The sequence below is a fragment of the Tardiphaga robiniae genome (assembly GCF_013359755.1).
In the GTDB taxonomy this organism is placed as follows: domain Bacteria; phylum Pseudomonadota; class Alphaproteobacteria; order Rhizobiales; family Xanthobacteraceae; genus Tardiphaga; species Tardiphaga robiniae.
In genome coordinates, this window is the sequence record NZ_JABMCJ010000087.1 from 16,552 (window position 1) to 30,017 (window position 13,466).

Consider the following 13,466-nt stretch of genomic DNA (forward strand, 5'->3'; position numbering starts at 1 on the left):
GCACAGTGCAGAATCTGGCTCCGTCGTCGTGTCAGCGCCCATGCGTCTCCAAGCGGCCTGCTGACGCCTTTGGGCGGCTGGCTGTGGGAGGTTCGCCGAAGGCGAACGGGCGTCAAATAAACAGACAGGCTGCGAACGAGGCCGTCAGGCCGAAGAGCAGGGCGCCTGCGCAGAGGGCGCGCTCCCAAACCTCGCGTGCGTGATGTCGCTCGAAGCACTGCCGGCTGAAATACTGGTGAGTGAAGTGGTCTTCCATCTCCGCCTCCCTGAACGGGGATAGAGAATCCTTCATGTGATTCGCCGTCAAGCGGCGTGTGTGTTAAACTGTTAAATAAGCCCCGCGGCGAGTTGAACCAATTTGCCATTCGCGCGACCTAAGCGCGTCTCAATGAGTAAGGGGAATCGCATGACTTTTCGCGAATCCATCACCCGGCTTTTCGGCAGCACCTCAACGCCCGAATCTGAAGAGCGTGCCAGGCGACTGAACGCGTCCATGGATGAGTTTGTGCGGCTACTGCATACCAATGGCTACGACAGCAAAAGCCCCACCACCCCTGGAGAGGTGGCAGGACTTTCGGAACGTCCATCCTGCGCTCAGGACGCTCAGTCTTCCAACCAAGGATTGTGAGAGTCGTTCCTAAGTCACTGCCGGCGGTACCGCGATCGGCTCGCCCGTGTCCTCTTCGGTGCTGCACGGCTGAATAGTGTAGCCGTCCTCCAGCACCGTCTTGCCGTCCACAACATCAACGAGTCCGGCTTCGTCGGCATGTTGCCAGACGTCCTCCTCGGTCGGGAATTCCTGGCTGAGCTTCTGGTCGTCTTCGAATAGCGCGTAGGGCATGTGCCACCTCCGGCGCGGCAACGCGGCGGAGGTTGAGTAGTTCGATCGCAGTGGCCAATCTGCCCACCCGTCAACCGGCCTGTGGAACCTTAATCAGAAGCAGGGATACGCCCGGCCGTCCTGGCCGCGATAGGCCGCGGCTGATTGCTTGCAGCGGGCGGCGAGGGGACCGTCGTAATAGGCGAAGGTGCCCGGCTGCAGACCCGGACCGTAATTGTGCCCGAACTGGATCCGGTAGGGCTGGCCGGGTGCGGCAAAGACGAAGGTTTCGGCGCTGTGATGATGCTTCCAGTGGCGCGCGAAAGCGGGAGTCGCGACCAGCGTCGACAGGATGATGGCTGCACTGAGGAACTTCATCGGGGCTCTCCGGACATGACGACTGCAGATGTCTGCGACAACGGCTGAAGGGATCAGATCACGTTGCGACGGCGATACGCAAGATGTGCGCGGCGCGCGCTTAACGCCTTTCGACCGGGATCAGATCGCCGTGAGAGCGCGTTGCGTTAACGAATCCACGCTGCGATCCCGCGCATTTGAACTTCGCCTGATGCTTGCGCGTTAGGCTTACCGGCAGTTTAGACCGCGCCCTTAACCCATCCTGCCAGGCGTTCGAATATCGTACCGCCGAGATGCAGGACATGGCCATGCGAACCCTCTCAGCACTGCTTTTTGTGATTGCGACCACGCTTCAGGCTGCAGCCGCCGATGGTTTCAACATCGTCGTGCCCGGTCGTCCCGGCGTGCCGATCATCATCAACGGCGTCGATGCGTCCTATCGCGTGATCGAAGGCGATTGGGGCTTGCAGCGCGGCATTCATATTCAACCGACAGTCTATGGCGGTCGTTACGTCGATCCGGTTACGAATGTCGGCCACTACTATCCGAGCCTCGGCCACAAGCCCGGCTACGGGCGTCTGGAGATCGAGCCGCCGGCCAATCGCAAATTGCCGCAGCCGGCCGAGAGCTTCCACGAGCACTGGTCGGCGAAATCCGCGCCGATGGAGCGGCATAATGAAGTGCCGTTCAATCCACCTGAGGTCATCGTCGCACCGCCGGAATTCCGACGCTGACCGACCAATCACCAACACCAAAAAAAGACACCCGACAGGAGAGAGTATTCATGCGTAACGCGATTTCAAAATGGGTTGCGGCATTTGCCGTTGTCACCGCCACTGCCGGCGCAGCGCCTGCAATGGCCTGCGGCGGCGGCCTGTTCACCTCAAACGGCTGCTCGCCTTGCGGCCAGGCCTATGTCAGCCCCTGCGGCTATGGCGCCGGTTATGAGCGGCTGCCCGATCCGACCCCGGTGACGCGTCAGTATTATTACGCCAACCAGGGCCCGACCTTCAGCGGCCCGGGCATGTTCGCGCCGGTCCCGACCTATCAGGAGACTGCGATCGGCTGGCGCGGCTATGGCCAGGGTTACGGTCAAGGTTACGGTTACGGCTATCGTCGCGGCTATTACGGCGGCCCCTATGCCAATCCGGTGAACTACTCCTATGGTCCGGCGTATCGTTCGCCCGCGATCTACAGCTATCCGTCGCGCAGCCAGTATCGTGCGCGCCCGAGCTATCGTTACGGCTACAGCATGCAGCCGCGCACGCGTTACGGCACTACGCAGCGCAGCTACGTGTCGCGCACCGGTTATCATCAGGCGCATCGCTATGGCGCGCCGAAGGTGATGTATGCGCCGCGCGCCGCAGGACCGCAGCGTGGTTATCACCAGTCGCAGCAGCATCGCCGCGCGTACTGATCTGATTGAATTGAACGAAGAACGCCCGCTCGCAGCAATGCGGGCGGGCGTTTTCGTTTGGATAGAGGGATTCTTTTTTTGACGCGTTTTCTTGACGCGAACCGGGACCCACTTCGCTCGAAAACGCTCTAGCCCATGAGTCCGAGCTTGCTGGCGCCGACATAGAGCGCAAGCACGGCGGCGTTCGACACGTTGAGGCTCTTGATCTCGCCGGGCATGTCGAGCCGCGCGACGACGCTGCAGGTCTCTCGCGTCAGCCGCCGCAATCCGCTGCCTTCGGCGCCGAGCACCAGCGCCAGCGGCTGTTGCAGCGGGATCGCGCTGATGTTTTCGCTGCCCTCGCTGTCGAGACCGACGGTCATGAAGCCGAGGTCGTTCAATTCGTTCAGCGCCCGCGCCAGATTGGGCACCGTGATCATCGGCACCAGTTCCAGTGCGCCGGACGCGGATTTCGCCAGCACGCCGGTGGCCTCCGGGCTGTGCCGCGCCGTGGTGATGATCGCCTTGACCGCAAAGGCCGCGGCGGAGCGCAGGATGGCGCCGACATTATGCGGGTCGGTGATCTGGTCGAGCACCAGCACAATGCCGTCCTGGGGCAGGCTGTCCAGATCCGGCGATTCGAGCGGCTCGACCTCGGCCAGGAGGCCCTGATGGACGGCGTCGGGTCCCAGCCGGCGGTCGATCTCGTCCGGACGGACCAGGACCGGTGCCACGCGGGTGTCGATCTTCTCCTCGGCGAGGCGCCGGGCGGCGTTTTCGGTCAGAATCAGCTTGAGGATTTTTCGCTGCGGATTGGCCAGCGCCATGGTGACCGTATGCCAGCCATAGAGAATGGCCGGGCCGTCACCGCCGGATTCCCGGCCCCGCCGGGGCGGCCGCCGGCCCTGATCGCGGGGGTTATCCCGGTTTTGACTACTTTGGCCGTCGCGTCCCTTGTCAGGTCCACGCTGGAATCGCTGTTTTCGTTCTCGATCGCTCATGGCTGGCTTGTCTCACGCATGCCGAATAATGGCAATTTGGGGCCCCCGGAAAGAGGTCGGGAAGGGCGGATATTCCTGCCAGGGTCGGTTGACTTTGCCCCATGGCTTCCGTCATAAACGCGCCAACCGGGAGCCCGTTTACGGGCGCGCGTTTTTAACGTCATCCATGGCCGTCCAGCCACTTATTCGGTGGGACTGCCGTGTTGGGCCAAGGTCTTGTTGGGCTTGGTTCCGATGGCGTAAGGCGGGGGAGTGTCCCGAGTGGCAAAGGGAGCTGACTGTAAATCAGCCGTCTTATGACTTCGAAGGTTCGAGTCCTTCTTCCCCCACCATCCTCATTTCGCTAGCGAATTTCCCCTGACGGGGTCGAGCTTGTAAGCAATTCCATTTTCGGTGTTGTTCGCTTCAAGCAGCGCGTATTTGCCTAGCTCCGAACGCGTCTGCCTAATTCGATTTGGGGTCCGACGGCGGCTTCCGCAGGTTGGCGGTCTCGGGATCGAAGCCAATAGCGTAGACGTCCAAGACGCCAGCTTCACGCAGCTTCCGTAGCTCGCTCGCCGTCTGATCCAGGGTCTGTACGGTTCCGTAGCAGACCTTCTCAGGCTGCCCGTGAGGGGTCCCGTAGATACTGTAGGCCACGACTGAAGCACACCCCGTGATTGCTGCGAAAGGTTTGCAAACGCTACCGCAGTCATTGGTGTGTTGTCTATAAAAATAGACAACTTGGCGGTGGACGGCTGCGTCAACACGTGTGGCCGCCAAGACTTGCACAGATTGGTCATGACCGTGGTGGTGCTAAGCTCGCTCACGCATGCACGCTTCTCATTGGTTTATCTGACAGCCACGAACACACCGCGGCTGGAACTGCTCCCGCTATCACAACGGACACATCGAAATATGGCTGGCCCATGTAGCGTGCGACAAGCTCGGCCAGGACAGCTGCCACCGGCATCGTCGCGATGAGCCGCACGTAAAGCGGCTGCCCGGAAAGCGCCCAGTCCACTCCTGCCGTCAACCAAGCAGGAATGACGGCGAGCACATACGCAATTCCCACCAGCCACGCCAGGAAACCGATGCCGGGAAAACCATCGCGCAACAACTGATCGGCTGAGATGTAGACGAACAGCACGAGTGGCGGAAACAGCATCGTGAAAACGAGCAGTCGCTTCATAAAATCATCTCCAAGATCCGTTGGTCAGATTTGGAGGTGTTTCTGTTCAAATTACCAAGTCGCCAAAATTGGTTTCCCTTTCCCGAAATATTGCGGAATGCGCAGTGATCGCGCCTCTCATTGGCGCTCGCATTCCTGGTCAGGAACGCGGAGGTGGCTTGGCCTCTTTCCGAGTCCAGTAGATGCTCACTAGTGTGGCCAAAAGAATTGGTGGCGCAAACAGCGTAATGTTGCGAGCGTGAACATCTGTCGTCGCGGCCTCCGCTGGAACGACGACCAACGATATTACGTACCCCGAGAGCGCTGCCAAACATGCGGATAGGAGCACTTGCCATCCAAATCCTAAAGGCAGTTTCACGAGCAAGTACCCGAAGATGCTGCCGGGCACGAGCCCGACAATGAAGAATATGACCCAAATGCCTAGAAGCATGTCCATGTTAGAAGCGTTCCTTATTCGTGAGCGGGGAGGGCATCCGCATTGCGAATATTGTGGCAATGCCTATCCTCGCTGCACGCACGCCGCGACAGGACCCCGACGGCCGAATGGATCAAATCGTAGGAATTTTAATCCACATTGTTCTCGACGTCATCGTTAAGGCAACAGGACGAAATATACTTAGGTTCGTTGGTCTGCGTGATCGTTCGGAACGAGCTGAGCGGATTGTCGGGAGCATATTCTGGGCAGTAGCAGCGGTCGCAGCCTTCATTGGCATTCGGCAGTTGACGTAATCTCTCCTATTCCAGGACTGCTGAATCCCGCACGTCCTTACTGCGCGTCAGCCACCACCCAAGAAATGGTTGGCAAGGGCGCAAAGCTTGCACCAGTGATCCAGATCGCTTGCTGCTCGAATGGTCCCGGAGCAGGGCAAGATCGAAAATGCCGTTTCGAAAATTGGGTGCGAAACACGCGTGTGGCGATCTCTGCCGCTCCCAGAGCGATAGTCATTCTGCATCGTGCTTCCGGATCTGATGGAATTATGTTTCCTGTTTTTCACCGTCCGTAGAACTTCCTCCTTAAATCATGCGTCAACTGGACCGCCTCTGAAACTGCCGGTAGTAATCCAGTGTCATCACCTCAAAATCACGTTCGGATCATTCGATGTTTGCGCTCCCGGTTATCGCGGGTTTTGCGATTGGCGCCGTTTTCGGCGTGGTCGGTCTGCTGAGCGGGTTCTGCCTCATGAGCAGCCTGCGCGACTGGTGGGCGCATGACGACGGACGCAAGATCCGCAGCTACGCGCTGGCGGTTGCCGTGGCGGTTGTCGGCACACAATTCATTGCCGGCGCGGGGATCGTCGAGATCGCCAAGTCGCTTTATCTGCAGCCGTCATTCTCGGCGCCGTTGATCTTCGTCGGCGGGCTGTTGTTCGGCCTGGGCATGGTGCTGTCGAATGGCTGTGCATCACGTGCACTGGTGTTGCTCGGCAAGGGGAATCTACGCTCGCTGGTCGTGATCGCGATGATTGGCGTTACCGCGCAGATGACATTGAAGGGCCTGCTCGCGCCGATGCGGCTGTCGATCCTGCAATGGACGCAGACGACGCCTGGGGTGAATTCTCTCCCGTCGCTGTTCGGAACGCTCGGCCTGTCTGACGCGACGGCGCGCGTCGTAGCAACTTTGATTGTCGGCGTTGCGCTGTTGGTCTTCGCACTGTCGCATCGTGCGTTCCGACGTTCGCCGGGGCAACTCGCGGCCGGTCTTGTGATGGGCCTCCTGGTGATCGCCGGCTGGCTGACGACCGGTTGGCTTGGTGCCGATGAGTTCGATCCGATTCCGGTGGCGTCGCTGACATTCGTGTCGCCGGCTGCCGATACGCTGCAATTCATCATGCTGTCGACCGGCATGACGCTGAATTTCGGCATCGCGCTGGTAGCGGGTGTGTTCGTCGGCAGTCTTCTCACGGCCTTGCTGACCGGACGCTTTGAGCTTGAGGGCTATACGTCGGCGCGCCATACGGGCCGTTCGATGGCAGGTGCCGCGCTGATGGGGATCGGCGGCGCGATGGCCTATGGCTGCTCGATCGGGCAGGGGCTGACAGGTGTGTCCACGCTCGCGCTGCCATCCTTCGTCGCGGCCGCTGGTATCTTTGCGGGCGCTGCAGTTGCGATCCGCGGCCTGGCACTGCGTCCTGTGTTTGCGACGCAATAAATCCTCTCTAGTCCGCTTCGTTAGTTTGATTGCGCTGGCGCAGGGCGATTGCTAATCAATCCCCTGATCGTCAGAGGTTTTGTGCGCAATGAATAAGCGAGGACTATTTTTCTTTCTGTCGATCCTTGCGCTGATGTCATTTGCAATCGGCCCGCTCGCTGCGCAGACACGGCCCGCCAAACAGGATGCCACGCCGGACAAGCCCTTCGCCGAGCATTTCATCGCCTTGCAGCTGTCCGATTCCGATCCGAAGAAAGAACGCCTCGTTCTCAGCGTCGCCAGCAATCTCCTGAAAGCCTATGGACCGGACAAGGTGGCGGTTGAAGTCGTCACCTTCGGTCCCGGCATCGATCTGTTGCGCGACACCAACGAACACCGCGCACTGGTCGATAGTCTCGTCACCCAAGGCGTGCGCTTCAGCGTCTGTGGCAACACGCTGGATACGATTGAGCGGGACACCGGCAAGCGGCCGGCGATCAATCCGCATGCGGTTGAAGTGCAGGTCGGCGTCGGCCATCTGCTGGATCTGACTGAGCGCGGTTTCACGATCGTGCGTCCCTGAAATTGTACGTCCCTGAAAAGGAATTTTGAGATGCGATCATTGTTGAGATCGATTGCCGGTGCCGTCCTGTTTGCGCTGATCGTGTCGTCCGCTTATGCAGCGGGCGCGAAGGAGCATCGTGTCGCCATTCAGGTCAATCAGAACGATCCGGCCCTGATGAATCTGGCTTTGAACAACGCGACAAACGTCATGGAGTTCTACAAGGCAAAGGGCGAGGACGTTCAGATCGAGATCGTTACCTATGGGCCAGGTCTGCACATGCTGCGCGACGACACGTCGCCGGTGAAGGACCGCATCAAGCAGATCGTCGATGCGAGCTTCCCGTCCAGCGTCAAATTCATTGCCTGCGGTAATACCAAAGAGGGAATGGAGAAGCGTGAGGGCAAGGCGATCAGCGTCGTATCCGAGGCGACGGTGGTGCCATCGGGCGCTGTCAGGCTGATCGAATTGCAGGAAGCCGGCTGGAGCTACCTCAAGCCCTGACCCTAGAGCCCGGTTCTGATTCAATCAGAACCGGGCTCTAGCCTTTTTGTTTTGACGCGTTTTCTTGACGCGAACCGGTCTCCACTTCGCTCGAAAACGCTATGACTACTTGGACGGCGGCGCTTTCCGCGCCAGCAGCATCCAGTTGCGCTGGATGAGGTCGCGCGGCGAGCCATCGACCAGGATCGCAATGCCGATGCGCGCGCCGAGCACCATGCCGCCAACGGCGATTGGCCAGGACAGCGCCAGCATCGATCCCGCGGTGATGCCCTGACCGATGGTGCAGCCGCCCGCCAGAATGCCGCCGACGCCCATCAGGCAGGCACCGATAAGATGACGGCGCATTTCGTGATCGTCGTCGAAGGCTTCCCATCGGAGTTCGGCGGCGAACCACGCTGCAGCCCATGCACCGGCAATGACGCCGAATACGCTGCCGACGCCGAAATCGGCGAAGTTCGCGACATTCAGAACCCCGGCATACAATGCTTTTCCGATCGTCGATACGAATGTCAGGCTTTGCGGGCGGGGTGGGCCAGCGAAATCGTCGTTCAATCCCACCGTGACGATCCAGCCGGCAATCGTGAGCAATCCGAGTGCGACACCGGCAGTGAGCAGGCGCGGCGCGCGGCGCAGGCGTTTGTCGCTGAGTGCCAGCCAACAAAGGCCGCTGCCGACAATGATGGCGAGCGGCACGCGCAGATCGCGGCCGGTCGCTTGCGTCAGCAGCGATGCAAAGTCGGAGCGTATGCCGTCCGGCATCCGGATCGCTAGCTGCTCAAGCACGCCAATGCGAAGATCGGCGAACAGTCCGCGCAGAGTGGCATAGGCCGTCGCACCCAGTACGAGGATCACGATCAGGCTCCTGAGATCGCCGGTGCCGAGCCGCACCAGCGAGCCGAATCCGCAAGTGCCGATCATCGCCATGCCGGTACCGAACATGATGCTGCCGATGACGATCGCAATGAGGGGCGATGCGGTGGGAACGTAAGTGGTGTGTTCGGATGCGAGAAAGCCGGACAGGATCAGCGCCTGCGTGCCGAGCACGGCGATACCCAGCGCCAGCCCAAAGATCTTCAGGCGGCGATTGTCACCGCCCATCAACGCATCTTCGATGGCGCCAAATGTGCAAAGGCGCGCGCGTCGCACGGCAAATCCTGCAGCAGCGCCGACGGCAAATCCAGCCAGCGCCGATAACCAGGCAGACATGTTCTGCATGGGTTTCCTCCCGATGTGAGGCGCGCGGGCCTTACGGGCCGCGCGCCTCCGCCTGCCAGATCGGCGGCGTTATTTTTTCTTGGTCGGCGCCGGCGTGGCGCAGAAGATATCGTAGATGACCGAGATGACGCTTCGCACGTCGTCATTGGCCAGGCTGTAATAGATCGTCTTGCCGTCGCGGCGGGTCTCCACCATGCCGTCGTAGCGCAGACGTGCGAGTTGCTGGGACACGGCCGACTGCCGCAGCGACAGGATGTTCTCCAGCTCCGACACCGACCGTTCGCGCTCAGCCAAAAGGCACAGCAGGAGCAGACGGTTTTCGTGCGAGATCGCTTTCAGGAAATTGCTGGCCTTGCGGGCCTTGCGCATCAACTGGTCGAGTTCGGGGGAATATTCCGCGCCGTCGCGCAGTTCGTCTTCGAGTTCGGATGGGATGATAGAAGCCATGGCAGCGTGCGTGTCCCGCGAATGTTTGAAGAGGATCAGGAACGATTGGCGTTGGGCTGTGAGTTGCTCAGTCTGGCAGCATACTTCCCGAGCAGGCTCCAGAAAGATTCGTCGTTCATGTAACCGGTGATGCGGCCAATCTCGCGGCCGTTGTCGACGATCAGAAAGGTCGGTGTGAAACGCACCGGCGACGCCAGTGCGACGCCCGGCGATTTGTCGCGATCCATATCGATGCGGCGCAGCGGAAGAAGCTTGGCTTCGTCGGTCCTGTCATAGACCGGCGCAATCTCGCGATTCCAGCGCGCGCACCAGACGCAGCCATCGCGCTCGAACATCAGTAGTTCGGACGCATCAGCGATGCGCGGCGACAGCGCCGCAGTCATCACCAACAAAGTCGCGATCAACGAGGTTTTCAGAGGCAATTTCCACGTCATGTGTTACACATACACGAATTCGAATATTTATGCCAGAACCGGATCCGCCGTGGTGTCCTCAATCTCGTTCCTTGGTGCGCTGGGCGCAGGGCTGTTGTCGTTCCTGTCGCCATGCGTTCTGCCGCTGGTGCCGCCCTATCTCTGCTTTCTGGCAGGCGTCAGTCTGGACGAACTCGATGATCGCGGTGGTCAGGCCGGCTGGCGCCCGAACGGACGCGTGGTCGCATTGTCCTTCGCGTTCGTATTGGGGTTTGCGACGGTCTTCGTCGCCTTGGGCGCATCGGCGTCGCTGATCGGCAAGGCGATCACGGCGCATTTCGAGACACTGGGCATCATCGCCGGAGTGTTAATCGTCATTCTCGGACTTCACTTTCTCGGCGTCTTCCGGATCGGGCTGTTATTTCGCGAAGCGCGCTTTCAGGCGGTCCGCAAGCCGGCGGGGTTTCTTGGCGCCTATCTTGTCGGGCTTGCCTTCGCTTTCGGATGGACGCCCTGCGTCGGGCCGGTGCTGGCCGCCATTTTGATGGTCGCAGGCGCCGAAGGCGCGCCGGCGCAGGGTGCACTTCTGCTTGCGGCCTATGCGATGGGGATTGGAATTCCCTTCATGCTGGCTTCGCTGTTTTCGGGGCCTTTCATGCGGCTGATGGCGCGGCTGCGTCGCCATATGCTGGCTGTCGAGAAGGTGATCGGTGCCGGCCTTGTCCTGACTGGCGTTCTGTTTTTGACTGGCGCCATGCCGCGGATTTCAGGTTGGATGCTGGAGACCTTTCCGGCCTTCGGCACGATCGGATGATGTGTGGCTCGGGAGGATCGAATGTCTGAGGTAACTGGCGTGATCACCAGACGGCATGCGCTCGCGGCCATCGGCCTCGGCGTGGTCGGGTTACACGCTGCACCGGCGTCGGCAAAGGCGACGCTCGGTGATGACGGGCTCTATCAGATGGACTGGTATCTTGAGAGCTTTCTCGATCTCTCCGAAGATCTGGCGGGCGCGACCGCCAAGGGCAAGCGCTTCGCTGTGATGTGGGGCCTCAAGGGCTGCCCGGCCTGCAAGCGCATGCATGAAAGCTACATGACCGATCCGAAGATCGAGACCTACATCCGCGACAATTTCGAGATCCTGCATCTCAATCATATCGGCGCGCGGGAGGTGACGGATTTCGACGGCCGCAAGCGCGGCGAGAAGGCCTTTGGCGAAGCCTATGGCATTCGCTTCACGCCGGCGATCCAGTTCTTTCCGGAGACCGTCGCGGGACTGGCATCGAAAAGCGGGCAGGCGCGGGAAGTCGCGCGTATGCCGGGGCTGCTGGAGCCCGTGGAATTTCTCGCGATGTTCCGTTACGTGCGCCAGAAGGGCTACGAGACGGCGCCATTTCCGGAATGGCTGAAGAAGCAGGCGTAGGCGCTAACGACTAGGTTAAAAATCGAGCTTGTCCTGGATCGCGGCGATGCCGGCCTTGGCGCAAGCCTCATCGGCATCGCCACCCGGGGCTCCCGAGACGCCGATGGCGCCTAGCATCGCGCCGCCGCCTTCGATCATCATGCCGCCACCGATGATCACGACATTCGGTAGGTTACGTAATCCTGCCTGCATCATGCCGGGCTGGCTGATCGCATTGAGTTCGGTGGTGCTGTTGCGGAAACTCGCCGAGGTCCATGCCTTTCCGGTCGCGGTCGGCGGCGTGTGCGGTCCGGCAAAGCGATCGCGCAGCAGGACTTGCGGCGTGCCGAAGCGGTCGACCACGGCAACGGCGACTTGATAGCCGCGCTTCTGGCACTCCTTCAACGCCGCACGCGCGGCGTCGAGCGCCAGCTCAAGTCCGAGGGATTTGTAACTGACGACGGCTTCTTCAGCCCGTACCGTCGTCGACGAGAGCATCGACAGGACGATGGCAATCCATGCGTTTCGCATCGTCATGGCAATCCCCTCTCAGCTTCGGTTACTTGTTGACCGGCGATTCCGGATCGAACAGGAAAGCCACGATATCCTTGATCTGCTGTTCGCTCAGCACCTTGTTGACGCCGAAGCGCGGCATGTTGGAGCAGGCGAACATGGCTTGCGAGTCGTAGACCTTGGTGAAGGCGTTCTTGATTTCCTGCGGATCGTATTTGCGATCCTTGCCGTAATTGGTCAGGCTCGGCCCGAGTGTGCCGTAGCTGACTTCCTTCTGCTCCATCTGATGGCAGGCGTAGCAGTTGCCGCCGGCGACCGTATCAGGCGGATCCGAGAACTGGCCGCCGCGGCCGTTATTGGCGATCTTCGCGCCTTCCTTCCAGTTGCCAAGGAATTTGCCGTCGGCGGGATAGACCACCCGCGCCAGTTCGCGCGCGGTGATCTTGTCGGCCTCGGCGCTGGGCACCTCGTTGTGATAGGCGTTGCAGGTCTTCAGCGTCTCGTCCGGCTCGATGCGTGCCTGCCATTCCGGCGGTGCCTTGCCGAAGGTCGATTTCATATAGGCATCGACGAGGGCCGGATCCGGCGCCTTGGCAGCGGTCTGCGCCGATGCGGATGTCGTGTGCGAGCCTGCTGCGAGAACGAGCGCGGCGAGTGTCAAAACGCGTTTCATCTCGAGGCTCCTTATCGCTTGATCGACGGAACGTTGAGTTCGCCGGCCACCGCTTGTTTCTGCAGGAAAGAGGTGAGGGCGGTTATGACGTCCGAGCCGTATTCCGGCACGGGCCAGCGCTGTTGGCGGAAGCAATCCCACAGGCGATGCTGCATGGTGCGCAGCGCGCCCTGTGAGACGCGGTAGGTCGGCCAGCCGCCCATGGTTTCCTGCGCCGGCTTGCCGGGCTTGGAGAAGTTAGGCAGTCCCTGCAGCCGGATGCGCTTGCCGTCGTCGGCATGGCAGGTGGCGCAGGAGAAATCGTTGACGCCGCCGCGGCGATAGAACAGCGCTTCGCCGACCGCCACCATCTCCTGCTCCTTGGGATGGCTCAGCGGAATGTCGATCTTCATGCCGTTCGATTTGTTGGCGATGTAGGCGACGAGGTCTTCCATGTCCGACGCACGGCCCGGGCCGGAAAAGCGCCGCGCGATGACATCCTTGGTGTCGAGCCCCTGAATGTTCTGCATGCACCACAACAGGCGCTGCTCGAGGTCCATGACCTTGTCGGCATCGGCAAAGTAGCGCGGCAATTGCGCGAAGGCGCCTTCGAGCTTGCCGGCACCGAGACCGAGGTTGCAGGTTTCCAGCGAGACGTTCTTGGTGCCGCGGGCTTCGCTCCACAGCGCTTCGCCGCGGTCGACGGCGAGATAGCCGGGATTGGACATCGGGTCCGAGATCATCTCGCGATAGCGTTCGATCTCTTTCTCGCTGGCGTCCTGCGCATGACTGCCGAAGCTCCCCGCGCAGAGTACCAGAATGGCCGCTGCCGCTGACCGAATGACGGTCTTCCTCATCTGTCCCCTCCCACATCGCCGTCTGTGC

General features: G+C 60.7%; 19 protein-coding genes and 1 tRNA gene. 9 read left to right on the forward strand and 11 right to left on the reverse strand.

Annotation, left to right across the window (positions count from 1 at the left end; all coding sequences use genetic code 11):
* Window positions 1–112 precede the first annotated feature (112 nt).
* Window positions 113–256 (reverse strand): hypothetical protein, encoded by a 144-nt coding sequence (locus HP556_RS17930; protein ID WP_175367983.1) that lies wholly within the window; start codon window positions 254–256, stop codon window positions 113–115.
* Window positions 257–406: 150 nt separating this feature from the next.
* On the opposite strand from HP556_RS17930, the gene HP556_RS17935 reads away from it, so the two are divergent.
* Window positions 407–628, forward strand: a complete 222-nt coding sequence (locus HP556_RS17935; RefSeq protein ID WP_141137104.1) for a hypothetical protein — start codon at window positions 407–409, stop codon at window positions 626–628.
* A gap of 9 nt (window positions 629–637) precedes the next feature.
* Here the strand turns inward: HP556_RS17935 and HP556_RS17940 are convergent, their stop codons facing one another.
* Together HP556_RS17940 and HP556_RS17945 are read right to left on the reverse strand one after the other, a co-directional pair.
* Window positions 638–841: a hypothetical protein gene (locus HP556_RS17940; protein WP_175367984.1), complete on the reverse strand. Its 204-nt coding sequence runs from the start codon at window positions 839–841 to the stop codon at window positions 638–640.
* A gap of 93 nt (window positions 842–934) precedes the next feature.
* Complete coding sequence (locus tag HP556_RS17945) at window positions 935–1,198, reverse strand: hypothetical protein (RefSeq protein ID WP_093762074.1); 264 nt, start codon at window positions 1,196–1,198, stop codon at window positions 935–937.
* 287 nt (window positions 1,199–1,485) lie between these two features.
* Between HP556_RS17945 and HP556_RS17950 the strand changes: the two genes are divergently transcribed.
* Together HP556_RS17950 and HP556_RS17955 are read left to right on the forward strand one after the other, a co-directional pair.
* Entirely contained in the window at window positions 1,486–1,911 is a 426-nt protein-coding gene (locus tag HP556_RS17950; protein ID WP_175367985.1) for a hypothetical protein, read from the forward strand.
* Window positions 1,912–1,961: 50 nt separating this feature from the next.
* A complete protein-coding gene (locus tag HP556_RS17955; protein WP_175367986.1) occupies window positions 1,962–2,594 on the forward strand; it encodes a hypothetical protein in 633 nt (210 codons plus the stop codon).
* Window positions 2,595–2,722: 128 nt separating this feature from the next.
* On the opposite strand, the gene rlmB is transcribed toward HP556_RS17955, so the two are convergent.
* Entirely contained in the window at window positions 2,723–3,574 is an 852-nt protein-coding gene (gene rlmB, locus HP556_RS17960; RefSeq protein WP_175367987.1) for a 23S rRNA (guanosine(2251)-2'-O)-methyltransferase RlmB, read from the reverse strand.
* Between the two features lie 246 nt (window positions 3,575–3,820).
* Between rlmB and HP556_RS17965 the strand changes: the two genes are divergently transcribed.
* Window positions 3,821–3,906: transfer RNA gene (locus HP556_RS17965), tRNA-Tyr, on the forward strand.
* A 473-nt stretch (window positions 3,907–4,379) separates the two neighbouring features.
* Here HP556_RS17965 and HP556_RS17970 read toward each other — a convergent pair.
* Window positions 4,380–4,745 carry a hypothetical protein gene (locus HP556_RS17970; RefSeq protein WP_175367988.1) on the reverse strand — a complete coding sequence of 122 codons (366 nt, stop codon included), beginning with the start codon at window positions 4,743–4,745 and terminating at the stop codon, window positions 4,380–4,382.
* A gap of 1,099 nt (window positions 4,746–5,844) precedes the next feature.
* On the opposite strand from HP556_RS17970, the gene HP556_RS17975 reads away from it, so the two are divergent.
* From HP556_RS17975 to HP556_RS17985, 3 genes are all read left to right on the forward strand, one after another.
* Window positions 5,845–6,894, forward strand: coding sequence for a YeeE/YedE family protein (locus tag HP556_RS17975; protein ID WP_175367989.1), 1,050 nt, complete (start codon window positions 5,845–5,847; stop codon window positions 6,892–6,894).
* 88 nt (window positions 6,895–6,982) lie between these two features.
* On the forward strand, window positions 6,983–7,456 hold the full coding sequence (locus tag HP556_RS17980) for a DsrE family protein (RefSeq protein ID WP_175367990.1): 474 nt from the start codon (window positions 6,983–6,985) through the stop codon (window positions 7,454–7,456).
* A gap of 30 nt (window positions 7,457–7,486) precedes the next feature.
* Window positions 7,487–7,939 carry a DsrE family protein gene (locus tag HP556_RS17985; protein ID WP_175367991.1) on the forward strand — a complete coding sequence of 151 codons (453 nt, stop codon included), beginning with the start codon at window positions 7,487–7,489 and terminating at the stop codon, window positions 7,937–7,939.
* Window positions 7,940–8,044: 105 nt separating this feature from the next.
* Here the strand turns inward: HP556_RS17985 and HP556_RS17990 are convergent, their stop codons facing one another.
* The 3 genes from HP556_RS17990 to HP556_RS18000 form a co-directional block, all read right to left on the reverse strand.
* Complete coding sequence (locus tag HP556_RS17990; RefSeq protein WP_175367992.1) at window positions 8,045–9,154, reverse strand: YeeE/YedE family protein; 1,110 nt, start codon at window positions 9,152–9,154, stop codon at window positions 8,045–8,047.
* 69 nt (window positions 9,155–9,223) lie between these two features.
* Complete coding sequence (locus tag HP556_RS17995) at window positions 9,224–9,601, reverse strand: ArsR/SmtB family transcription factor (protein ID WP_068731992.1); 378 nt, start codon at window positions 9,599–9,601, stop codon at window positions 9,224–9,226.
* A 35-nt stretch (window positions 9,602–9,636) separates the two neighbouring features.
* Window positions 9,637–10,035, reverse strand: coding sequence for a thioredoxin fold domain-containing protein (locus tag HP556_RS18000; protein WP_175367993.1), 399 nt, complete (start codon window positions 10,033–10,035; stop codon window positions 9,637–9,639).
* 49 nt (window positions 10,036–10,084) lie between these two features.
* On the opposite strand from HP556_RS18000, the gene HP556_RS18005 reads away from it, so the two are divergent.
* On the forward strand, window positions 10,085–10,828 hold the full coding sequence (locus HP556_RS18005) for a cytochrome c biogenesis protein CcdA (RefSeq protein ID WP_175367994.1): 744 nt from the start codon (window positions 10,085–10,087) through the stop codon (window positions 10,826–10,828).
* A 21-nt stretch (window positions 10,829–10,849) separates the two neighbouring features.
* On the forward strand, window positions 10,850–11,437 hold the full coding sequence (locus tag HP556_RS18010; RefSeq protein ID WP_175367995.1) for a SoxW family protein: 588 nt from the start codon (window positions 10,850–10,852) through the stop codon (window positions 11,435–11,437).
* Window positions 11,438–11,452: 15 nt separating this feature from the next.
* Here HP556_RS18010 and HP556_RS18015 read toward each other — a convergent pair whose 3' ends face one another.
* The 3 genes from HP556_RS18015 to soxA are packed head-to-tail and all read right to left on the reverse strand — an operon-like array spanning window position 11,453 to window position 13,438.
* Complete coding sequence (locus HP556_RS18015) at window positions 11,453–11,953, reverse strand: GlcG/HbpS family heme-binding protein (RefSeq protein WP_175367996.1); 501 nt, start codon at window positions 11,951–11,953, stop codon at window positions 11,453–11,455.
* 22 nt (window positions 11,954–11,975) lie between these two features.
* On the reverse strand, window positions 11,976–12,602 hold the full coding sequence (gene soxX, locus HP556_RS18020; protein ID WP_175367997.1) for a sulfur oxidation c-type cytochrome SoxX: 627 nt from the start codon (window positions 12,600–12,602) through the stop codon (window positions 11,976–11,978).
* Window positions 12,603–12,613: 11 nt separating this feature from the next.
* Complete coding sequence (soxA, locus tag HP556_RS18025; protein WP_175367998.1) at window positions 12,614–13,438, reverse strand: sulfur oxidation c-type cytochrome SoxA; 825 nt, start codon at window positions 13,436–13,438, stop codon at window positions 12,614–12,616.
* Window positions 13,439–13,466: the final 28 nt, after the last annotated feature.